Origin of the sequence: Paenibacillus sp. LK1, assembly GCF_002750415.1 — a bacterium.
Taxonomy (GTDB): domain Bacteria; phylum Bacillota; class Bacilli; order Paenibacillales; family Paenibacillaceae; genus Paenibacillus; species Paenibacillus taichungensis.
In genome coordinates this window covers 57,632-80,890 of sequence record NZ_PEII01000019.1, presented here as the reverse complement: position 1 = coordinate 80,890, position 23,259 = coordinate 57,632, and the positions used below count along the sequence as shown (strand labels likewise).

At 45.7% G+C, this 23,259-nt stretch carries 20 protein-coding genes; 16 read left to right on the top strand and 4 right to left on the bottom strand.

The features are described from left to right. The first annotated feature begins 31 nt into the window (after nucleotides 1-31). From CS562_RS29865 to CS562_RS29850, 4 genes are read left to right on the top strand one after another with little or no spacing between them, the layout of a single operon-like run. Entirely contained in the window at nucleotides 32-958 is a 927-nt protein-coding gene (locus CS562_RS29865) for an ABC transporter permease (protein ID WP_076291973.1), read from the top strand. 30 nt (nucleotides 959-988) lie between these two features. Then, entirely contained in the window at nucleotides 989-1,873 is an 885-nt protein-coding gene (locus CS562_RS29860) for a carbohydrate ABC transporter permease (protein WP_072735774.1), read from the top strand. 49 nt (nucleotides 1,874-1,922) lie between these two features. Next, the gene (locus CS562_RS29855) at nucleotides 1,923-4,256 is read left to right on the top strand and encodes a helix-turn-helix domain-containing protein (protein ID WP_099859171.1); all 2,334 of its coding nucleotides are present in this window, start codon (nucleotides 1,923-1,925) and stop codon (nucleotides 4,254-4,256) included. 33 nt (nucleotides 4,257-4,289) lie between these two features. Further along, nucleotides 4,290-5,420: a glycoside hydrolase family 88 protein gene (locus CS562_RS29850; protein WP_099859170.1), complete on the top strand. Its 1,131-nt coding sequence runs from the start codon at nucleotides 4,290-4,292 to the stop codon at nucleotides 5,418-5,420. A 121-nt stretch (nucleotides 5,421-5,541) separates the two neighbouring features. Here the strand turns inward: CS562_RS29850 and pdxA are convergent, their stop codons facing one another. From pdxA to CS562_RS29830, 4 genes are all read right to left on the bottom strand, one after another. Further along, entirely contained in the window at nucleotides 5,542-6,543 is a 1,002-nt protein-coding gene (pdxA, locus tag CS562_RS29845; protein WP_099859169.1) for a 4-hydroxythreonine-4-phosphate dehydrogenase PdxA, read from the bottom strand. Beyond that, complete coding sequence (locus CS562_RS29840) at nucleotides 6,540-7,835, bottom strand: four-carbon acid sugar kinase family protein (protein ID WP_076291969.1); 1,296 nt, start codon at nucleotides 7,833-7,835, stop codon at nucleotides 6,540-6,542. Before CS562_RS29840 ends, pdxA begins: the two co-directional genes overlap by 4 nt. Before the next feature lie 62 nt (nucleotides 7,836-7,897). After that, on the bottom strand, nucleotides 7,898-8,884 hold the full coding sequence (locus CS562_RS29835) for a 2-keto-3-deoxygluconate permease (protein ID WP_064641229.1): 987 nt from the start codon (nucleotides 8,882-8,884) through the stop codon (nucleotides 7,898-7,900). A gap of 166 nt (nucleotides 8,885-9,050) precedes the next feature. After that, nucleotides 9,051-10,760 (bottom strand): sigma-54-dependent transcriptional regulator, encoded by a 1,710-nt coding sequence (locus CS562_RS29830; RefSeq protein ID WP_257219648.1) that lies wholly within the window; start codon nucleotides 10,758-10,760, stop codon nucleotides 9,051-9,053. A 174-nt stretch (nucleotides 10,761-10,934) separates the two neighbouring features. Here CS562_RS29830 and CS562_RS29825 point away from each other — a divergent pair, with 174 nt between their 5' ends. The 12 genes from CS562_RS29825 (at nucleotide 10,935) to CS562_RS29770 (ending at nucleotide 23,238) form a co-directional block, all read left to right on the top strand. Then, the gene (locus tag CS562_RS29825) at nucleotides 10,935-11,402 is read left to right on the top strand and encodes a MarR family winged helix-turn-helix transcriptional regulator (RefSeq protein ID WP_099859168.1); all 468 of its coding nucleotides are present in this window, start codon (nucleotides 10,935-10,937) and stop codon (nucleotides 11,400-11,402) included. After that, nucleotides 11,386-12,240, top strand: a complete 855-nt coding sequence (locus CS562_RS29820) for a class I SAM-dependent methyltransferase (RefSeq protein ID WP_180287248.1) — start codon at nucleotides 11,386-11,388, stop codon at nucleotides 12,238-12,240. Before CS562_RS29825 ends, CS562_RS29820 begins: the two co-directional genes overlap by 17 nt. Nucleotides 12,241-12,439: 199 nt before the next feature. After that, nucleotides 12,440-13,393 carry an alpha/beta fold hydrolase gene (locus CS562_RS29815; protein WP_099859166.1) on the top strand — a complete coding sequence of 318 codons (954 nt, stop codon included), beginning with the start codon at nucleotides 12,440-12,442 and terminating at the stop codon, nucleotides 13,391-13,393. 206 nt (nucleotides 13,394-13,599) lie between these two features. Continuing rightward, complete coding sequence (locus CS562_RS29810) at nucleotides 13,600-14,304, top strand: PspA/IM30 family protein (protein ID WP_180287249.1); 705 nt, start codon at nucleotides 13,600-13,602, stop codon at nucleotides 14,302-14,304. 45 nt (nucleotides 14,305-14,349) lie between these two features. After that, complete coding sequence (locus CS562_RS29805; RefSeq protein ID WP_099859164.1) at nucleotides 14,350-15,381, top strand: TFIIB-type zinc ribbon-containing protein; 1,032 nt, start codon at nucleotides 14,350-14,352, stop codon at nucleotides 15,379-15,381. A gap of 23 nt (nucleotides 15,382-15,404) precedes the next feature. Further along, on the top strand, nucleotides 15,405-16,184 hold the full coding sequence (locus CS562_RS29800) for a TPM domain-containing protein (RefSeq protein WP_099859186.1): 780 nt from the start codon (nucleotides 15,405-15,407) through the stop codon (nucleotides 16,182-16,184). A gap of 71 nt (nucleotides 16,185-16,255) precedes the next feature. Then, complete coding sequence (locus CS562_RS29795) at nucleotides 16,256-17,272, top strand: SPFH domain-containing protein (protein ID WP_099859163.1); 1,017 nt, start codon at nucleotides 16,256-16,258, stop codon at nucleotides 17,270-17,272. Between the two features lie 199 nt (nucleotides 17,273-17,471). Further along, nucleotides 17,472-17,699 carry a DUF896 domain-containing protein gene (locus CS562_RS29790; protein WP_063566529.1) on the top strand — a complete coding sequence of 76 codons (228 nt, stop codon included), beginning with the start codon at nucleotides 17,472-17,474 and terminating at the stop codon, nucleotides 17,697-17,699. A 128-nt stretch (nucleotides 17,700-17,827) separates the two neighbouring features. Further along, nucleotides 17,828-18,790: a ring-cleaving dioxygenase gene (locus CS562_RS29785; protein WP_099859162.1), complete on the top strand. Its 963-nt coding sequence runs from the start codon at nucleotides 17,828-17,830 to the stop codon at nucleotides 18,788-18,790. Between the two features lie 60 nt (nucleotides 18,791-18,850). Then, nucleotides 18,851-19,939, top strand: coding sequence for a low temperature requirement protein A (locus tag CS562_RS29780; protein ID WP_099859161.1), 1,089 nt, complete (start codon nucleotides 18,851-18,853; stop codon nucleotides 19,937-19,939). Between the two features lie 222 nt (nucleotides 19,940-20,161). After that, nucleotides 20,162-22,948 carry a glycoside hydrolase family 3 C-terminal domain-containing protein gene (locus CS562_RS29775; RefSeq protein ID WP_099859160.1) on the top strand — a complete coding sequence of 929 codons (2,787 nt, stop codon included), beginning with the start codon at nucleotides 20,162-20,164 and terminating at the stop codon, nucleotides 22,946-22,948. Nucleotides 22,949-23,049: 101 nt separating this feature from the next. Next, nucleotides 23,050-23,238 carry a hypothetical protein gene (locus CS562_RS29770; protein ID WP_024629467.1) on the top strand — a complete coding sequence of 63 codons (189 nt, stop codon included), beginning with the start codon at nucleotides 23,050-23,052 and terminating at the stop codon, nucleotides 23,236-23,238. Nucleotides 23,239-23,259 lie beyond the last annotated feature (21 nt).

Genomic DNA, 23,259 nt, shown 5'->3' with positions numbered 1-23,259 from the left:
GACGCCCTCTTTGGAATGAAAAAGGAAGGGGATGAAGGAGTTGTCGCACAAGTTTTCCTTGTTATGGCTCAATTACAAAAAGAATAAAGCCATCTATTGGATGGCTCTCCCCGTCGTTTTATATTTTCTCGTCTTCAAATACCTGCCGATGTACGGAGCCATCATTGCGTTCAAAGACTACTCGGTGGGCAAAGGCATATGGGGCAGTGATTGGGTCGGATTGCAGCATTTTCGTGATTTCTTTCAGAGCTATTATTTCTGGCGAATTCTGAAGAATACTCTTTTGCTAAGCTTTTATCAGCTGTTGTTCGGTTTTCCGGCTCCCATTCTTCTTGCTCTTCTGCTTAACGAGCTCAGACATGAAATCTTCAAACGTACGGTGCAGACGATCTCTTACATTCCTCACTTTATTTCCATTGTCGTCATCTGCGGCATGATTGTTGACTTTTCTTCCCGAGATGGACTGTTTAACACTATCATTGGTTATTTTGGCGGTCAGAGCAGTGCCCTTCTCAGTGATCCTGCCAATTTTCGTACCATATATACTGCCTCATCGATCTGGCAGGAGCTTGGTTTCTCCAGCATCATTTATTTGGCTGCGCTTAGCGGCATTAACCCCGAGCTCTACGATGCTGCCAACGTGGACGGAGCGAGTCGGCTTCGCCAGGTGTGGCATATCACGCTTCCCGGCATCATCCCGATGATTATGATTCTCCTTATACTCCGCATTGGAGGATTGATGGAGATTGGGTTCGAGAAAATTATTCTGCTCTATAATCCGAATGTGTATGATACAGCAGATGTAATCTCGACGTTTGTCTACCGCAAAGGGATTAGTGAAAGTGCTGAATTCAGCTATACAACCGCGGTGGGTCTCTTCCAGTCGGTCATTAACTTTGCGCTGCTAATCGGTGCCAACCGTCTGTCCAAGGTGATATCCAATACGAAACTATTCTAGCCAAGAACGAGGTGAAAGGAGGGATTTCTTTTGCGAATGAAAAGGTCCATTGGAGAGCGGTTGTTTGGCGGTGCGAACGCGATTCTGATGACAGGGCTGATTATCGTAACCTTGTATCCGCTGCTGCATGTGCTGAATGCATCGCTTAGCGACTCAGGTCAACTCATGGCCCATAGAGGCCTGCTGCTTTTTCCCAAAGGAATTACAATGGAGAGCTACAAGCTGGTGCTAAGCAACCCCAATATTCTGTCCGGATACCGGAATACGATATTCATTGTGGTGGTGGGCACGGCGCTTAATCTGCTGTTCACCATTCTGGGGGCGTACACGTTATCCCGCAAAAGCTTTATGCTCCGTAATCCGATTATGCTGGCGATTGTGTTTACGATGTTTTTCAACGGCGGAATCATACCATCTTATCTGTTGATCAATAACACGCTCCATATGGGGAACAGCCTCTGGGCTCTGATTGTACCCGGTCTGATCAGCAGCTATAATCTGATTATTATGCGAACTTCCTTTGCGGAAATCTCGGAAAGTCTACTAGAGTCGGCCCGTATAGACGGGGCAGGAGAGATGCTCATTCTGTGGCGGATCGTCGTACCATTGTCCATGCCCGTCATTGCGGTGATGATTCTCTTTTATGGCGTCGGTCACTGGAATTCATGGTTCAGTGCGATCCTGTATATTCGGGACCGGAACCTGTTTCCACTTCAACTGGTGCTGCGAGAGATTCTGATTCAGAACAGTACAGACTCGATGACCACAGGAGCGACCGCTATGGACAAAGAGGCCATCGGGGAAAGTGTAAAATACGCAACCGTCATGGTAGCGACCCTGCCTATATTGTTCATCTATCCGTTTCTGCAGAAATACTTTGTTAAAGGTGTTATGATCGGAGCAATCAAAGAATAGAGTTGCCTTATCAAGCCATACCAAATAACAAACGGTGAGGAGGAGACGCATGAAGAGAAAAAGCATCCTGTTATCCTGGGGCATTTCTTACATGGTCATTCTGCTCATACCGATTGTGATCGGTGCTGCTGTTTTTGCCGAGTCTCGCATGTTGCTTGAGGAAGAAGTTAATCGTTCCAACATGGTGCTGTTATCTCAGGTACAGGAAACCATTGATAACCAGATTGGTGATATTGGCAGCATTAGCAATCAATTAATGGCTGACTCTCAACTCATGAGCTTCATTAATCATGCATCTGAACAGGATGCCCGCTGGAGAGTCATGGGGATTGATCTGATCAAAAACCTGAAATCTACACGCGTCGGAAACGGCTTGATTAGTGAACTATACATTTATATCAAACAACCCGATATCGCGTTGTCCTCGTCTTCACTTATTCAAAAAAATTATCTATACGACATGTTCTATCAGGGCACCAATGTAACCGAGGAAGCATGGACCCGGCTTATGCATGATTCCGGTAAGAGCATGTACCGAAAGATGGAGGTTCGGAGTGAAGATCGACGGATTGAAGACACGCTGGTCTATATTCAGCCGTTTCCTATTCAGAATGGCGCTGACAGCCCTGCGACCTTCGTTGTTAACCTGGACCCCAACCGATTCCAGCAAGCCATTGATAACGTACGTTTGGAAAAAGAGAGCACCGTGTTCATTCTGGATCACGACGGTCAAACGTTATTTTCTACCGGATCACTTGAAACCCCTTACATGAATGGGAAGGACCTTAATCTTTTCGATGATGCTGGGAAAAGAACGGAAACGATCGATTGGAACGGAGAATCCGTGACCATATCGCAGATTTCTTCCAAGATCCAGGACTGGAAGTATGTATCCATCATACCTACCCGAATCTATGCCAAGAAGCTGACGGTAATCCGCGATATTACGCTTGGAGGCGTTGCCGCAGGACTTATCCTTGGCGGGGTGGCAGCCTGGTGGTTCACCAGACGGAATTACCGTCCGCTGGGACGGATCATGAACATTATCTCGGATAAGGTCAAATGGAAACTGGAGCAGCCAGACGATGAATATGGCATTTTGCAATCTGTTCTGATCCAAGCTTGGGAAGAGCAGGATCAATTTGCGAACAGGCTTAAGGATCAGCAAAGCGTTATACGGAGCAGTCTGCTCTCCAAATTGATGAAGGGAAGGGTACAGGTGGGTGAGGAGTTTGCATCGACCTTGGAACGTTCAGGTATTCGATTTGAGTCGGAGTCGTTTGCTGTATTGCTCCTGCATATTGAGGATGTTGAAGGGCTGTTCCGTTCCAGAGTACGTGAGCAGGACCAGGAGGAGAAGCACCAATTTGTGCACCTGATTCTGACCAATGTACTGGAGGAGATGATCGGCTCAATCGGTCATGTATATTCTGCGGACATTGATGGAAGAATTGCATTCCTGATCAATATTCGGGAGTGTAAGGAGGATACCAGTCATCGGTTAATTCGTGCAGTCGAAGAAGCTCAGCGTTTCATCGGCTCCCGATTCTGCGTGTATTTCTCTGTTGGCGTTAGCCATGTTCATCACCGTATTGCGGAGATCGCAGATTGTTTCCGGGAATCGGAAGAAGCGCTGGAATACAGGCTGATTCTGGGGATCGGTCAAATTATTGACCCGAACCGAATTCGTCGGCCCAAGGAGGAGCTGTATTACCCTCTTGATCTGGAGAGACAGCTCATCAATTATATCGCTACAGGCAATTATGCCCGTTCCACGGAAGTGATGAACGAAATTCTCATGACTAATTTTGCGGGAGAGCCCTTGTCTGTTGAACTGGCTCGCTGTCTAATGTTTGAGTTGATTGGTACCTTTCTGAAAGCTACCGAACAGATCAAGACGGATGACCAGAACGAGATGACACAGCGCAACGATCTGATTCGGCAATTGTTTGCATGTGAGACCTTTGAGGAGATCGAGTCCGAATTGCTGCGGATACTGGAGACGGTATGCCAGACGGTGCATGAGCGCAAGCGTTCCCGCAGTGAGGAATTGAGGGATCAACTGGTGGAATTCATTCATGAGAGTTATGCAGATGTCAATCTGGGCTTGACCCATTTATCCGAGCGGTTTCGTTTTCATCCAACCTATGTCTCCAAGTACTTCAAGGAACAGACAGGGGTCAACGTAATCGATTACATCAACCAATATCGAATTGAGCAATCCAAGAAAATTCTACAGGCAGAGGAACTGACGATCCAGGACGTATCCGAGCGGGTGGGTTTCTTGAACAGCAATTCGTTCATTCGTGTCTTTAAGAAATATGAGGGAATTACACCCGGCCAATATAAGCAAAATAGCAGACTTGTCCAGCAAGAGGGTTGAAGAATATGACTTGCCTAGAGGAGGAACTGTTCCATGTGGAAAAAAGCTATTGAAGATGCACTTCATGTCACCCGACGTAATATAGATCGATTTGATGGGCGCTTTCCCCATGTTAGTAATGGGGATGAGCATTATGTGCTTAACGATAATACGGAGTGGACGGCAGGGTTCTGGTCAGGCATCCTGTGGTTATGCACGGAGTATACTCAGGACCAGAGGTTTCGTGAGGCTGCCGTGGATAGCGTCGATAACTTCCGTCGGCGAATGGAGCAGAAAATCATTTTCGATCATCATGATATTGGCTTCCTTTATTCGTTGTCTTCTAAGGCACAATGGATTGTGGAGCATGACGCCGCTGCAAGGAAACTTACGCTGGAAGCAGCTGATATGCTGATGAAACGCTGGAGGGAGGATGCTGGACTGATTCAGGCTTGGGGGCGGAAAGGTGATGTGAATAACGGAGGGCGAATTATTATCGATTGCCTGCTCAATCTTCCACTGCTGTTCTGGGCGTATGAGCAGACCAATAACGAGGAGTATCGCCGCGTCGCCGAGCTGCATGCGCTGAAAAGCCGCCGTTTCCTCGTTCGTGGAGACGACTCTAGTTATCATACCTTTTATTTTGATCAGGCTACCGGAGAGGCCATTCGAGGGGGGACGCATCAAGGCTACAATGATGGTTCTACCTGGACTCGCGGACAGGCATGGGGGATATATGGTTTTGCACTGTGCAGCCGCTATCTGCAAAGTGCAGAGATGCTGGAGACAGCCAAACGTCTTGCCCGTTATTTCATTGCCCATCTTCCGGAGGATGAAGTAGCGTATTGGGATTTTGATGCCCCGCAAACGTCAGATACGAAACGGGACAGTTCTGCATCGGCTATTGTTGCCTGTGGTCTGCTGGAAATTGCCGGGCGGCTTGATGAAGCCGATCCTGAGCGGGAGGTTTTTCAGAACGCAGCGGAATCGTCCATGAAATCCTTAATTAATCACTACTCCACGCAGGGCTCGGATACAGCCGAGGGTCTGCTGAAGCATGGTTCATACTCCGTAAGAGGTGGAGATTCACCTGATGATTACACGATCTGGGGCGATTATTTTTATCTTGAAGCGTTGATGCGTCTGGAACGAGGTATTCCTGGCTATTGGTACGATCGTCCATAAAGTGATTATGAACAAGTTCCTTGCCGATGAATCAAAATATTCTGACCCAAAAGAAAAAGCAGCGATTCTTCCGTGACGACAGAATCGCTGCTTTTTAATCTTTATATGTGAATACGTGCTGTTAAATTTGCGCTTTGGGCGCAAGCTCAATGGCGGAACGGATGGCGGCCAACATGCTTTTGTCATCGGCAATGTTTTTGCCTGCGATGTCAAAGGCTGTTCCATGGTCCACAGAAGTACGGATAATGCCGCCTTTGAGACCTACCGTAATGTTCACACCTTCTTCAATGCCCATAACCTTAATTGGTGCATGTCCCTGATCGTGATAACAAGCCACAACGATATCAAAATCACCACGGCCAGCGCGGAAGAATAACGTGTCCGCTGGAAGTGGACCAACGACGTTAATGCCTTCCTGTTGCGCACGTTCGATGCCGGGCTGCAGTTTTTCTTCCTCTTCACCATTACCGAACAGTCCGTTCTCACCTGCATGCGGGTTGATACCACAAACAGCTACACGCGGATTTTCGAAGCCGGCTTTTTTCAACGTATCATGAGCCAGTTTAACCACAGTGTATGTTCTTTCCGGGTTGATGCTCGCAATGGCATCAATCAGGCCCATATGTGTCGTAAGGTGAATTACTCGCAGATTGGGTGTAGTCAGCATCATGGAGAAATCTTCTGTATCGGTCAGATCGGCCAAAATCTCGGTGTGACCTGGATACAAGTGCCCACCCAGGTGCAGGGCTTCCTTGTTCAGAGGCGCCGTGCAGATGGAGTGAATGTGCTGTTTTTTCGCTAGATCAATGGCTTTCGCCAGATACTGAAATGCTGCATCTCCCGCAACGGCAGATACTTTTCCATACTCCAGATCGGCAGGAATGAGATCCAAATCAATAACGTCCACAGTACCGAATTCATACTTGGCTTCGGATGGCTCATGAATAGCATTTACCTTCAGGCTCGATCCGATGACAGGCAGGACACGCTCCAATATTTTTGCATCGCCAATGACGAGTGGATTGCAATTGTTGTAGACCTCCTGATGGCCCAATGCTTTCATAATGATCTCGGGTCCAATACCTGCTGCATCGCCCATTGTAATTCCTACGGTTGGTTTCATACGGTAACTCCTCCTTTTAATTTCTCAATCGCATGGATGAAGACGTCGGGCTTGCCGAACCCGCCCGCTTTGGTGATCACGTGCAGATCCTCAATACCAATAAATTTCGATATCGGTACACCAATTTCAAGCTCATCAAGCAGCTCAAAACCGCTGATATTCCACTTCATACAGATTTGCTTAGCTGTATCTCCGCCCGTCATGGATACACCTTTGAAGTACCCATTCTCCAGTAGCTTGGCACAGATTTCACCTATGGCCCGTACAATTTCATTGCTGACCTCGGTGTGATTAAGTCCTCTGACTTCACCCGTAGCACGTGCTAGTTCAATATCTACCTGTTCGGCGGTTGAATAGAGGACAACGTCATTACCTTCCACGGCTTTGGCCATCACTTCCTCATACACACGATCGATTTCTTGCTCACGATCTGCCGATCCCGATACGGCTTTGAACGAGTGGAACGGGATGGATGATACGTTGGTTTTCTGTAGCAACTGCTTGAGCTGCTCACGAGAGTTTTTGTTCACACTCCCTACAACAGTGAGGATCGGACCTGGATTTGCCGGAATGTTTAATTCCGCAGACTTGGCTCCCAAACCGTAATGAGTGGGAAGGTAGTTCGCGATCCCTGCTGAGCCTGCCCAGGCAAATGAATAATCCAGCTCACTGGTGATACTCAGAACCTGCTCCAAATGCTGCTCATCCGTTGAGTCGACGAGGATATAGGGAATGCCGTTTGCCTTAAAGGTTTCCAATTGCGTCTTCATATGATCTGTACCCGATTCAAGATCACTCACCGTAATCTCGCCCACTTCATACTTGGTCTGGAGCTTGAGCAAATCCGGAAGATATGAAAGAGTCACAGGTGTCTTCGGATCATTCGCAATCTCGGTATCGGCCAGTGGAACCCCGTTCAGATAATGTGTGCCATTAAGAATGGTGCGGTTGTTCTTGGGATAGCCCGGGGCAATCATCATGAAGTCCGGTTTGACCACATCGTACAAAGCGTCGATCTCGATCCCGATGTTTCCGCGCATGGTTGAATCCATTTTTTTGAAAATGGTGCCAAAGCCGTTTCTTAACAGCAGTTCTGCTGCTCGACTAACCCGCTGATACGCATCCTCCGGTGTGATGGAACGGCTATCGGTATCAAACACGACCGCATCGTAATTACGAATGTTATCTTCGTCCATGTTGAATAGTACGCTTGTCTTTAATCCATGACGGGCAAGCTGCACCCCGCTGTCATTGGCGCCGGTCAAATCATCTGCAATAATGGCTAATTTCATGCAGTCATCCCTCCTTGAAAATCCAAATTAAATATAAGTCCGGTCAGCTAAATTCAATGCATTTATGTGGATGGTCTTTGATTGTATTTCTCGACACCGCCTGATTTCTCCAGCCTTTTGGAAAGGAATCCGATGAAGATCGGCAGTAGAATGGCAGTCGTCACAACACTCGCAGCAATTTGTACTGTAGCAATCTCGGCAATAGGGGCAAAAGAAGCATTTGCCGCCACGATGGCAGCAGGTGTACCTACAGCGTTACCGGCTGTGGAACCTTCCGAAGCTCCGACAATGGGATTCCAGCCAATGGCTTTGAAGAGCAGGTAACCGACGCCGCCAGTAATCAATACAGTAATTACACCCAGCATAATGCCGCTAAGTCCGCCTTGAATGATGGACGAGAAGTTGATTCCCATACCCAGTGAAAAGGCGAAGAATGGAACGAGCTTGTCGCTGCCTTTGTGCAGCCATTCAGCAAGGTTGCGATCCAGGTTACCGATAACAACACCGACGATCAGTGGAAGCAGTACGGCTACAAAAGCCATCGGGGAGAACATGCCGTTGGCGAAGCCCATCGCACCGAAAATAGAGAGTGCAACCATGGTGAGGAACGGTCCATCGCTGAGTGCGAGGAATGGATAAGCAGCCTTGTCATCCTCTTTGCCGTATTGTCCGGCCAGCGCGATGTACAATCCACCATTGGAATTCGTCATTGCAGCGATAATAGCAAGCGGTGCCAAACCAAGGAATAAACCATTGGAATCCGCAAAATAGATGGCGATCAAACCTAATATTGCACCAACTGCCCACTTGAACACAAGCAATGTAACGCCTTTACCAACCGAAGAACCGGCTGTCTTGAACGTAATTTGTGTACCAGCAATCAACAGGAACAGGGCGATCAATGTACTTGAGCTATTCACGAACAGGGCTTCCGTGAAACCCCCGATTCGCAAAGCATTCGGAAAGAATGTGTTAATGGTTGCACCGAGCAACAGGGGAACAACCATCATACCGCCAGGAATACGATCTAATGTTGCTTTAATGTTCATAGTAGTGGCTCCTTATGAAGTAATCGTTTTTATAAAGCGTTTGCAGGGACTATGTTATCCCATATTGTTTATTTTAGCAACACTTAATTATTGTAAATTTTAAGAAATAGTTATAAGTGTTTAAATATGCAACACATATAATCGTAAAAAAAGCGTAAACCTAAAGTTACTCTTTAAGTTTACGCCATAACGTGGCACGGTTAATCCCTAAGCGTTCGGCCGCCTTGGATTGATTATTGTTTTCCTCATGTAGAACGAGTTGAATAATCTCTTTTTCGATTTCTTTCAGCGTACCACTGAGCTTCATCGTATTGGATGAGGGTTGTTCACCGAGCAGATGTGATAAGGTCTCAGCTGAGATCACGTAGTCCTGTTCGTTCAATGCAGCCTGTTTGATAAGATGCCTCAACTGGTTCACTGTCATATACGGAACTTGATTTCTAATTAGCTGCAACGCATCCTCTTTCATCTTCACCGCAACCGTTCCATACTTCTGGTAGTAATCACTGAGGAAATGCTGGATTAGTGGCGCAAGATCCTCCTGCCTGTCTACAAGGCTCGGCATAATGATCGTATTCAGCTCGACATCCAGCGTTCTGTTTGGATTCAATCCCTTTTCCCCCAGGATGAATACCCCGATCTGCCTCTGTAGACAGGTCTGAATGAATGAGATCAATTCCTCATCCTTCGAGCCATCTTCCAAATGATTAATTTCCACGTTGCGAACTTTGGAGAGGGGGATTTTGTGCAAATGGCCTGGAGGAACCTGAGCAAGCTCGATTTGGAGCATCAGCCCACCGCTGGAGTACATCTGATGAATATGTTTTACCAGAAAAGACTTGCCCGAATCCGCTTCACCTAGTAGATAAATGGGTTCATGGTTCTCGTAAACCGCCCGGATATTTTTCAATACGGCCTGCATGGCAGGGGATTCGGCAACGATCGGCTCCATGGATATATCGGTATATGCCGTTATGCCGAATTGTGCAAAAGCATAGGGCTGTCCTTTTTCAAGGGAGTATACTTTATAGGTTTTGTTATTTAACGTTGTTTCATAGGCCGTTACCGTAAGTTGGTAATCATCCACGATGAACACATTTTGAACTTGGGATTGATGGAAATCCAAGTTGGTATTGGTGAGATAAATGTGATTATCGGTGAGTGGATTCTGCTCAAAATCGGTCAAATTCTCAAATACAACCTCGCTCTCCTCGTTTAAAACAAGAAGATTAGGATGCTCTTGGGTAACCAGATTGTTCAGTATGACGGATATCGCGTGATTTTTACTTAAGTACCGATATACCAACTGTGCATCTTCAAGCGCTCTGAGGATGGATTCCTTGCCAGACTGGATCAGCAATCCTTCCATTCCATAGGTTTTGGCTGTATTCACGGTGATAACATCGCCAACAATCTGACGGTACCCTGACGCTTTCAGCTCCAGTAACAGCCGTGCCACATCCTCGGAACTGCGTATAGTATACACCTTTAAAGGCAGTTCCATTAGATCGATAATCGACTGTGCCCCTGAAGTAATGTTGGCAAAGCCAACGATAGCGGTTTGGCCGTTGAACTGGCTTGCGAGCGTTAGCGAACGAATCATGTCATATCCGGACAGCTGCACATCAATGACGGGAATGGTTACGGCTTCCTTGATTAGTTGGGCAGTACCGCCGCGGCTAATCATAATCTCCGCTCCGTTTCGTTCAGCCTGTGCCGCCAATTCGGCGCCTTTCATCAGGTCGCCCACCTCATATTGAATGGCCAACTGGGGGAATAGCGGAATACATTCTTCTATAATAGTAGTCATGGATTCGTAAGGGGCGATAATATGAACTCGTGTACGCATAATTTTCCTGCCTTTTATAAAAATCATTCATAGTTCCTGCTGGTACATCAGACCAGAGGGCTTTCCTTATTATAGCCAACTTGCAGAGGAATGGCATCCCTGCGCCAGCGGAGTTAGTAAAGCAACCAAACAAAGCGCGAGAAAATATTTATTTGCTTTGCGCAAACAAATAAATTATGATCAGATTGGAGGTGATCATTTTTGGCAAGTAATCGAGATGAGCTGGAGAAGTTGGCTTACGGTACGTTAAGAATAGTTAAAGAATTTACGCATGCACAAAATCTTCGGTCAGATCTGGACCGTCTAACGTTTGAGATTCTATTGTTAGTCAAGGAACAAGGAGCTGTGAGGATCACGGATATTGCCAGCAAACTAGATTTGAATCCCTCATCAATCACCCGGAGAATTCAGGGATTGAAACTGTCTGGTCATATCGTTGCGGTCTCAGATCCGAATGATTTACGGTCCAGTTTGGTTACCTTATCTCCATTGGGAGAAGAGGTATTATCTGATTTCCTGAAAGTGAGTATTGATGGTTTGGCACATATCTTGCGCGATTGGAACGACAGTGAGGTTCAGATGTTTGCCGAACAGTTATTAAACTATGCGGATTCCATGCGTACATGGCGTCTGGCTAAAGGAGCGGACTCAAATGTCGGCCAAAAATGAAAACCCTGACCAAAGTAAGCAATATGCTAATTCGGGTAAATTCAACGCGAGAATTCATTTGCATAAAACATACAGCACGAATCCATATCCCTGGCCTCTTTGGGTCTTTGATCAATTTCCAAAGAAGGATTATCTCAGGGTTTTAGAGTTGGGTGGTGGAAACGGATTATTGTGGATGGCCAATGCCGAGCGCATTCCTGATCATTGGGATATAACCATTACAGACAAATCGTCGGGGATGCTTCAGGACGCCCAGCGCAATCTTGCTCATCTTGGGGAACGTGCCCAATGGAGTGTCATGGATGCAGAGAAAATTCATTATCCCGATGAAAGCTTTGATATTGTAATTGCGAATCATATGTTATATCATCTTGGGAATTTGGAGAGGGCATTGTCCGAAATCGGGAGAGTGCTTAAGAAGAGCGGGACCTTTTATGCAAGTACCATCGGTTCACGAAATATGGCCGAGATGAAAGAGTTGGTAAAAGAATTTAATCCTGATAGCCAATATGACCGTGTTCTTGGCATGATTGAGTCGAAATTTTCCATGGAGAACGGAAAGCAACAACTTGAAAATGCCTTTACTGATGTGCAATTACATGTGTATGAAGACTCGCTTTCCATAACAGACTCAGACGCAATCGTCGAATATGTATTATCCATGAACGGGTTGGAAGGAAATGAACAAGTCATGAGTCTTCAGGAAGCGCAAGCGTTTAAAGTCTTTTTAGATGGGAAAATGAAAGAATCAGATGGGAAGATACACATTAGCAAGGCTTCTGGAATGTTCTCTTGTACAAATGCCAGAATTGTTCATTCTTCAACTAATCCATCCTAGATGGACTCCTTGTCAGATTGGATCAGCAATCGATCCAAATCGTAGGCTTTGCCATATTCACGGTGATGACATCACCAACATTCTGGAGGTATCCGATGCTTTCAGCTCCAGTAGCCTTCCTGTCGAATCCTAGTAAAGTATACGTCTATGAACACATGCTATAATAATTGGAAATGGGACAGAATGTTGGTGGAATGTAATGAAAATTGTACTCAAACGAATGAGTTATGGTTCATTGGCTTTATTGGGTATCCTGCTTTTGTTCATAGCGATTAGTTTCACGAATCATACAATTAAATTAAAGAAAGAATCGGCCATACTATCACCGCCAGGTGTATTGGTTGATGTTAATAATCACCCAATGCATGTCTACACAGAAGGTTCCGGAAAACATACACTGGTCTTTATGGCAGGTGGGGGCACATCTTCTCCTGTATTGGATTTCAAGGCGCTCTATTCCAGATTGTCGAATCAATACAAGATTGCTGTTGTAGAGAAGGCAGGCTACGGCTTCAGTGCAACGGCAAAGGTCCCTCGTGATATCGATACGATGTTGGAAGAAACCAGAATAGCTCTGACGTTAGCGGGAGAAACACCGCCCTATGTATTATTTCCGCATTCTATGTCGGGCATAGAAGCACTATATTGGGCACAGATGTATCCAAATGAAATTGAGGCTATCATTGGTCTTGATCCTGCTATTCCACAAGTTTATGAAGAGTATCCTCTACCTTCATTTGGAATGAGGAGTCTTACAGGCCTAGGAGCTCGTGTCGGAATAACCCGTTTTTTTCCGGACATTGTTAACTCGTCCGCCGCAATTGAAGAGAAGAGGTTGTCCTCCCAAGAGGAGGAGATCTATAGGGCATTATTTTATAAGAAAACGCAGACAATGAACATGAATGAAGAAGTTAAAATGATTAGGAATAATGCAGCGCAAGTTTTAGAACGAGGTATTCCGGATGTGCCCATGTATTTTTTTATATCTAATGGAGAGGAATTACCTGTCGAGAACTGGAAAAATTACTTAGTAAACTACGTTGAGTCTGTGAAAATTGGGCGCTATCTGTTATTACATAATGGTCATTACGTTCATGATGCTGATCCCGGTCTAATTGCAGAGGAAAGTATCAAATTTATAGAAGAACTGTGAATAAGGAAAAGGAAAACAATGATTTCGGAAAAGTTTTAGAATAATGAGACGACACCATAGGTGCTCGTCTTTTCTTTTATAACGTAAGGGGATTATGTCACGCTTGGATTACTTCAGATTTATTGTTGCAGTGGCAGTAAATGAAACCTTCAACCTCATATTCATGTATTATAGTACATATGAACTGATCGAAGGAGGAACGAATGATGGGAATCTTATCGAGGTTTAGGGACGTGATGAAAGCGAATGTGAACCATGTGCTGGCTCGGACGCAAGATCCGGAGAAGACGGTGAATGAATATATGCGGAGCTTGAGCAGTGATCTGGGTCAGGTGAAGGCAGAGACGGCTGCGGTTCTCTCGGATGAGAGCCGGGCGAAGAGGGCTTTGGACGAATGCAGTGCAGAGATTAAGAAATTACAGCGGTATGCAGAGAAATCTGCGGAGTCCGGTGATGAAGACAAGGCACGTAGTTTTCTGGAAAAGAAGGCAGAGCAGGCTGAGAAACGGAATGAATTACAAGCTGCCTATGATCGGGCTTCTGCCAAAGCTAAAATGATGAAGCACATGCACGAGAAGCTGGTTGCGGATATGGGGCAATTGGAAGCTCGGCATACGGAGCTGAAGGGCAAAATGTCTGCTGCCAATGCGCAACAACAGGCCAATGAACGGAACGCTTCCGCTGCCAATGCGAGTGCTGCTCTAAAGGCGATGGAAGACAAGGCGAATCAGGCGCTTAACGAAGCTGAGGCTTTGGCTGAACTTCGTGCTGGGGCACAGGAAGATGATTTGGATGTACTAATTGCGCAGTTGGAGCAGCAAATGAATGCCGAAGCGGGTAATAATGCTCAGGTGACGCCGAGTCCAGAGGAAGAGCTTGCAGCAATTCAGAAGAAATTGGAAGATAAATAAAGATATATTAAGATAATACATTTCGTTAAACATTGAGGTGAGCAAATGCCGGTAATCGAGTACAAGTGTCCCAACTGCGGCAGTGGAATGCTTTTTGATAGTGCAACTGGAGCGTTGTCCTGCCCCAGCTGCGGACGCCAGGATAACATCGAACAGATCCCCGATCCGCTGAAGAAACAGGTGTTCACGGAGAATGAGGTCAAGGAGTATCACTGTAACAGCTGCGGCGCGGATATTGTGACTGAGCCGGAGACAAGTGCAACAACATGCAGCTTCTGTGGAGCCGCCGTTGTTCTGAGTGATCGACTGACGGGAGATCTGGCACCGGCCATGGTCTTACCCTTTTCGATCAGTAAGGATGAGGCCAAGCAAGCGTTCAAAAAATGGTGCAGAAACGGCTTGCTGACACCTAGCGGATTCATGACAGCTGACCGGGTCAAGAGCATTACCGGGATATACGTGCCCTTCTGGTTATATGAGTTACATAACAAAATCGAAGTTCATGGCCGTGGCACAAAAATCAGAACCTACACGCAGGGTGATTATCATTACACGGAAACACAGCATTTTGATATTTACCGGAGAATCCGGCTGAACTATGTGAATCTGCCAATTGATGCTTCGGAGAAAATGAAAGATGAACTGATGGATAAGCTGGAGCCATTTCCGTATAACCAGTTAAAGCTTTTCAAAACCCCGTATCTCGCCGGGTATATTGCGGAAAAATATAGTTATACCGATGATGAACTATACCCGCGCGCCAAGGAAAAAACGAGCTCTTATATTGATTCTTATATTGCATCAACGGTTTCAGGTTATAACAGTGTCAGTTACACAGATAAACAGATCGATACTACGTTAAAAAATGCAGACTATGTGCTGCTCCCGGTATGGATGGTTTACTATGACTACAATCGTTCGCAGTATACCTTTGCCATGAATGGTCAGACAGGTAAAGTGGTGGGAAAACCGCCCATTAGCAAAGCTAAAGTTGCTGGATGGTTTGCAGGGATTTCAGCCGTTTCTTTGTTGTCATTGAAACTGGTCTCCTGGATGATGGGAGGTGGATTCCTGTGAGAAAAGGAAAACATTTGGCATGGATGGCAACACTCATTTTATTTGTGATTACCCTCGCTTCTCCATTGATTCCAATGTCAGTAGCATCGGCAGCAGATAGCAAAAACCTGATTTACGATGAAGCTAATCTGCTGAACGAGCAGGAAAAAAGTGAACTGAACGCATTGGCGAATGAGTATGGGGCGGAGAGGCAGACGGATTTTGTTATTCTGACAACGAATAATACACAGAATCAGGATGTACAGCTGCTGACCGAGGATTTCTATGATGAGCACGCTCTTGGGTATGACAAAGCGAATGGAAATGCGGTCATTCTGACGATGGACATGAATAATCGGGAAGTGTATTTGGCTGGATTCTATAAAGCTGAAGATTATCTGGACAACGGTCGGCTGCAATCAATCCGAAGCAGGATTACCTCTGAATTATCTAGTGGGGATTACAAACTCGCCTTTGAGAAATATATTAAGCTTTCCTATAAATATATGGGGTATGAACCTGGTGTGAACCCGAACAATATTTTATTTAACGGTTGGTTCCAATTAGGAGTATCTGTATTAATCGGAGGCGTTGTTGTTGGTATTATGACTTACCGTTCTGGCGGACGTGTGACGGTCAACCGGGCGACCTACGAGGATTCGAATACTTCCAGTGTAATCGATCGTCAGGATCGGTATATCCGTACTACCGTAACCAAACGCAAAATTGAGAAGAACAACAATAATGGTGGCGGAGGTGGCGGCGGGGGCGGAGGTACCAGCCGAGGCGGTCATTCGCACAGTGGTAGTAGAGGATCTTTCTAGCAGGAAAAACAACAATTCAACTTATGTCATGATGATGCAATATGCTTACTATAGAAGGGATGGGAACGAGTATGGGATTTTTCAAAAATCAATTTTCGAATGTGGTGGAATGGGAAGAGTTCAGAGATGATATGATTTTCTGGAAGTGGAGTAACCGTGAGATCAAGAAGGGAAGTAAATTGATTATCCGTTCGGGGCAAGATGCGATCTTCCTGAATAACGGCAAGGTGGAAGGGATTTTTGAGGACGAAGGGTCGTTTAATATCGATTCCGAGATCATTCCGTTTCTGTCTACCTTAAAAGGCTTCAAGTTCGGATTCAACAGCGGCATGCGGGTCGAAGTGCTATTTGTGAATACGAAGGAGTTTACGGTTCGGTGGGGTACGCAAAGTCCGGTATTGATTCCAACTCCTCAACTTCCAGGTGGAATGCCGGTTCGTGCGAATGGTACGTTTAATTTTAAAGTGAGTGACTATGTTACATTGATCGATAAAATTGCGGGTATCAAGCAGAGCTATCTGGTCGAGGATGTTAAGATCAGGATCACGTCTGTGCTGGATCAGTTGCTAATGAAATGGATTAGCCGTGAGGGTAAGGACATGTTCAACCTGCAGGCGAATGCTTCGGATATTGCCAAAGGAATTCAGGAAGATCTGGATATGCAAATGATGGACATCGGAATCGGAATTACAGGCTTCCAGGTGATGAGCTTCAATTACCCGCAGGAGATCCAGGATATGATTACGAAGACCGCTTCACATGAAATGATTGGAAATTTGCAAAAATATCAGCAGGTCAGCATGACTGATGGCATCTCATCCGGCAAAGTTAAAGGCGGCGGCGCTGCTTCGGATATGGCGGGCATGATGATGGGAATGAACATGGCGAATGAAATGATGAAGAACATGAATCAGAACCAGAACAACCAGAATCAGAATTCGGATCAAAAACCTGCGGCTAATCAAAACAGCGATGCAGGTGCATCTTCTTCGTCTGGAGACAATAAAAAGCCGAACTTCTGTCCAAACTGTGGCGCCAAGAATGATGGTGCAAACTTCTGTCCAAACTGTGGTCAGAAGTTGGGTTAACCTATATCTAAAATATAAGAAGGGCTTACTCTAAGGTCAAACTTTGGAGTAGGCCTTTTTTCATTCTATTTTAAATGGTAGAAAACGGTTGACAACGGAGCATAAATCATTTATCTTTAAATTAAGATATTTAATTTGAATATAAATTACACTCAAAAAACAAATATCTTAATTCCGATTACGAGGAGAGATCAAGATGATGATTCCAACATTGACCAGAATAAATGAACTTTCAAGAAAAGCCAACGCGGCAGGGTTGACGGAGATGGAGAAAGCAGAACAAATTCGTCTGCGCCAGGAATATCTGCAAACCTTTCGCGGTTCGATCAACGATATTCTGCTGAATGTAACCATCTATGATCCGAACGGCGATGACGTCACTCCGGATAAACTGAAACAGGAACAGGCCCAACAAAATAATAACTGAATCAGTTCGGTATATTATCTTAATATTAAGATAGTATACGTCTATAAATATAAATAAAGCACCTATAAGACGATCTACAAATAACCCTTCCCATACAAAATGATCTATAAACCTAGGAGGAAATGATGATGACCATTCAAACTGCAGGTATTCACCATATTACAGCTTTTGCGGGAGATCCGCAGGCTAATGTCGACTTTTATGCTGGTGTCTTGGGACTTCGGCTTGTGAAAAAAACAATCAACTTCGATGCACCAGACGTTTACCATCTGTACTTTGGGGATGAGAACGGAAGTCCAGGTACCATTATCACATTCTTCCCATCAGCCGGATCACCGCGAGGCAAAATTGGTGGCGGTCAGGTTGGCATCACCTCATATGTGATTCCGCCTGGGACTATTGGCTTCTGGCAGGATCGGCTGGAGCAGTATAACATTGAGGTAACCAAAACAAGTCGTTTTAACGAAGAGCTGCTGCAATTCGAAGACAGCGAGGGCTTGCGTCTGGAACTGGTTGAACGGGAAGAGGGTGCAGCCAGCACCTGGGTGCATGAAGGCATTCCAGTGGATAAAGCCATCAAAGGATTTGGAGGTGCCGTGCTGTTCAGCGTCAATCCGCAGAGAACGATGGATGCGCTGAACAAAATACTCGGATTCACCAAAGTAGATGAAGATGAGGAGTATGTACGATTCCGGTCCGTCGGAGATATCGGTAATGTCGTGGATGTTCCTGTCACCCGGATGGCTTTGGGGGCAGGCGGAGCAGGGACGGTCCACCATATTGCGTGGCGTGCCAAAGATTTTGCAGAGCACGAGCAGTGGAGAGAAGCTGTACAACAGTACGGCTATCAACCAACCCCAGTTCGGGACCGTCAATATTTTAACGCAATCTATTTCAGAGAAGCGGGCGGAATCCTGTTCGAAATTGCTACTGATCCTCCTGGATTCGCGAAAGATGAGCCTGCGGAGTCGCTTGGACAGAAACTCATGCTACCTGAGTGGTTTGAGCCATATCGCGCCCAAATTGAAGGCAATTTGCAGCCCATCCAGGTAAGAACGGTAGAGCCTTCGCATTCTATGATGGCACGTTAAAAAAGAGGCAAGAACAAGCAATCTTTTTGATAAGAGTTTAACCAAAAGGAGCATTGAAGGATGATGGAGAAAAAGGTTACCTGGCTGGAGCTGTTCTATGATTTGCTTTTTGTAGCAGCGGTCTCCAAAGCGGGACATGTCCTGCTGCATGCCGAACACGGCGTGATTTCGTTTGAATATCTGATGAAATTTGTTTTAATTTTTATTCCTGTCTGGTGGGCATGGGTCGGTCAGACCCTATTTATTAACCGTTATGGTCAGGATATCTTCATTCATCGAGTATTCCTCATCCTTCAACTCCTGTCTGTTCTGGTGATGACGGCGAGTCTCTCGGTTGATTTTGATCAATACTATCTTCCCTTCTTTGCGGGTTATATCGGTTCGAGGGCATTGACAGCCATTCAATATTTTATGATTCACAATTCCAAAAGCGAACATCAACAAAAAGCCGCCCGTTATCTGGGTGTATGCTTCATCATCGGCATCTTGATCTCAACAGGTTCCCTGTTCTTTGATTCGTGGCTGCGATATGCGATTTTGTACGTGGGAATTGCCGTGGATATCATTCTCCCGCTCATTGGGCGCAAAAATCTGGTGAAGGTGCCGATACACACCCATCATTTATTGGAACGTTTTGCTCTGTTCACGCTTATCCTGCTCGGTGAGTCGGTTGTCAGTATCATTGCCGTGCTGCAAATGGATCACTGGGATGTACGATCTGTTCTGTTCGCGGCATTTACATCCATATTTGTGATTGCGATATGGTGGCAGTATTTTGATAATGTTGAGAAAAAGGTCAGCAAAGAGATCCAGACCGCCGGGCAAACAATCATCTACGGCCATTTGTTCATCTATATATCCATGAGCATGATTGCCGCCTCCATTCAGTTGTTATACCTGGATGAACTTAATTATGGTTTCATGTTAGCCTTTGTATTTGGTTCAGTTCTGCTGTATTTTCTGTCCACCTCGCTGGTGTTCCACCGATACAGGCATGCTCATCTGCGGCTGCGTCCACGTCACTTGGTGTTTATGCTGGGGATAATGGCTGCGTTTATCGTTGTGGATCTGATCTATCGGGTGCCTAATTATGCAATCGTGGGAGAGAACATGGTGTTCTTCCTTGTCTACGCCAAATTAACGACCTAATGCATAGGTCACACAAGATTAAAAGTCACGGACGAATAACGTTCGTGGCTTTTTTAGTTGGATAATTACAAAATCATGTCCACTGTGAGAAAAAACGTTTAACCTGATTTATTTTCTACTATAGAATCTGTTAATATGAGACTAGATACAAGTGAATCTACCAGATTAACGAATATACATAGTGATTCGTGGAGATGGAGATGACAATCAGGAGGGAAATCATTGAGCACACATCAAATCGGAGTTCCATTGGAAGGGTTTGCAGAGTTTAGCCGCACGGTTGCCGCTGAAGGCGCAGTGCTTTTGAAGAATGAAGGACAAGCGCTTCCAATCCAAAAAGACGAAAACGTTTCAGTGTTTGGACGGATTCAAGTCAACTATTATCGCAGTGGTACAGGCTCAGGCGGCAGCGTTCATGTGGCGTATACAACCAATTTGCTGGATGGTCTGCGTAGCAAAATAGGACTTACAGTTAATGAAGAATTGGCAGCTGTCTATGAAAAATGGATTGAAGAAAACCCATTTGATGACGGTGGAAAAGTATGGGCGGCAGAGCCTTGGAATCAGAAGGAAATGCCTTTAACGGACGAAGTGGTATCCCAAGCCAGAAGTAAATCCAGCAAAGCAATTGTGGTGATTGGACGAACAGCAGGCGAAGATCAGGATAATGTGGATGCTCCAGGCAGCTACCGGTTGACGGAAGATGAGAAAGCGATGCTGAAGCAGGTCACGAATCATTTTGAACAAACGATCGTCGTGTTGAATGTCTCGAACATCATGGACATGAGCTGGTTGAATGATGAAAGTTACGTTCATCCGATCCAAAGTGTCATTTACTCGTGGCATGGCGGTATGGAGGGTGGTAATGCGATCGCCGATGTACTGGCCGGAGACGTTACACCAAGTGGTAAATTGACTGATACGATTGCATATTCCATTGAAGATTATCCTTCCACAAGCAATTACGGGAATGAGTTTAAGAACCTTTATCAAGAAGATATCTACGTAGGCTATCGTTATTTCGAAACGTTTCGACCTGAAAAAGTACAATTTGAATTTGGATACGGCTTGTCCTATACCACATTCACAACCAAGGCTGAAGACGCAAAATTGATCTCTCAAGACGGAGAAAATAGCATTAAGGTGAATGTAACCGTAACCAATACGGGCACGACCTATGCCGGTAAAGAAGTAGTGCAGATCTATTATGAAGCCCCACAAGGTCAATTGGGGAAACCTGCAAAAGCTTTGGTGGCATTCGGCAAAACGAATCTGCTTCAGCCGGGTGAGTCTCAGCGTCTGACTGTGAGCTTCCCTGTAGATTCCATGGCTTCCTATGATGATGCTGGCGTAACAGGACATGCATCGGCGTATGTACTTGAGGCAGGAACATATCGTTTGTACGTGGGAACCAGTGTCAAAAATGTGGAGCATGTCAGCATTGATGGCCAAGATGGCTACGTCGTAGAAACGATTCAACTCGTGGAACAGCTCCAGGAGGCAATGGCACCGACGGAAGGCTTTACGAGAATGAAGCCGGGAGCGCGCAAAGATGATGGTTCTTACGAGTTGATCTTTGCAGATGTACCTACACGTCAAGTATCCATGGCTGAACGAATTGAACAAAGCTTGCCACAAACGCTGGAGCAAACCGGCAATCAGGGCTACAAGCTGAGAGATGTAAAGGATGGCAAGGTTAGCCTGGAAGCGTTTATCGCCCAATTAAGTGATCAGGATCTGGCAGCGATCGTAAGAGGCGAAGGTATGAGCAGCCCACTAGTTACATCGGGTACAGCTTCCGCATTTGGCGGCGTGAGTGACAGTCTGTTCAATTACGGAATTCCTGTTGCATGTACTGCGGATGGCCCATCCGGTATTCGTATGGATAGCGGGGAGAAGGCTACACAAGTTTCCATTGGAACTTTGCTGGCCGCAACATGGAATGCAGAACTCGTTGAAGAGCTGTATGTGATGGAAGGCCAGGAATTGCTGAGAAATCAGGTGGATGCACTGCTCGGGCCTGGATTGAATATTCGTCGTAGTCCGATGAACGGACGTAACTTTGAGTATTTCTCAGAAGATCCGCTGATTTCCGGTGTATTTGCTGCTGCTTGCACAAGAGGAATCATGAAGGGTGGCTCTAATGCTACGCTGAAGCATTTCGCCTGCAATAATCAGGAGAAACATCGCAGTAAAGTGGATGCCGTTGTATCTGAACGTGCATTGCGTGAGATCTATCTGAAAGGGTTCGAGATTGCCGTGAAAGAAGGCGGTGCGAACTCGATCATGACTTCATACAATCCGATTAATGGACATTGGGCGGCTTCGAACTATGATCTGAACACGACCATTCTTCGTGGGGAGTGGGGCTTCCAAGGTATCGTGATGACCGACTGGTGGGCTATTATGAACGATGGCGTTGAAGGTGGACCAGCAGATCGGAAAAACACCAACTGGATGGTTCGCGCTCAAAACGATTTGTACATGGTTGTACCTAACTATGGCGCAGAAATCAACGGCTGGGATGATAACACGATCGAATCTCTGGAAAATGGGACGTTGACACGTGGCGAGCTTCAGCGCTCGGCTATGAATATTTGTGAGTTCATCATGAATGCACCTGTCTTCTCCAGAAAACATGAGATTGTAGAGAATGTCGCTTCATTCCAAGCGAATGCTTCACTTTCCTCAGAGCAGGCACAAGCGCTGGCTGATAATGCACAGGTCAAACCGGTTGTGGGCGAACCTGTTTACATGAAAGTGGATGAAGCAGGTCAATACCGGATTATTGTACAGATCATGTCTCCTGAGCCGGAATTGGCTCAAAGTGCATGTAATGTCATTCTCAATGATCAATTGATGACGACCATTCAAACCAATGGTACTGAAGGTAAATGGATCAGACAAAAACTTGTTAAAGTGGATTTGGAAGCAGGTTTGTACGAATTGAAGCTGGACTTCACCAAACCAGGTCTGCAGATCGACTGGATCGAATTCAAACAAGTGTAACGCAGGATCGTCTGATCTGTTGTAACTGAACATGACGACTGTTATGATTGTGTTATGAGATCCGGAATTTCTGAACAATCTGGTCAGGAGTGTTGCGAAGGATGAGAAGGTATAATTTTTGGAGCCCCATTCTGCTGATTGCGGTTGCGCTGATTGTCAGAGGCCTGGTTACGAATCTGGGCGTTCTGTTCGGCATGTCGCATGATGCAGCAAGTAATATCGCAATTGTTGCCATGTTGATTGCTGCACTGATCATGTTTAATCGAATGACAAAGGCAAAGCGAAAGTGAACTTATAATATTCGATATCGA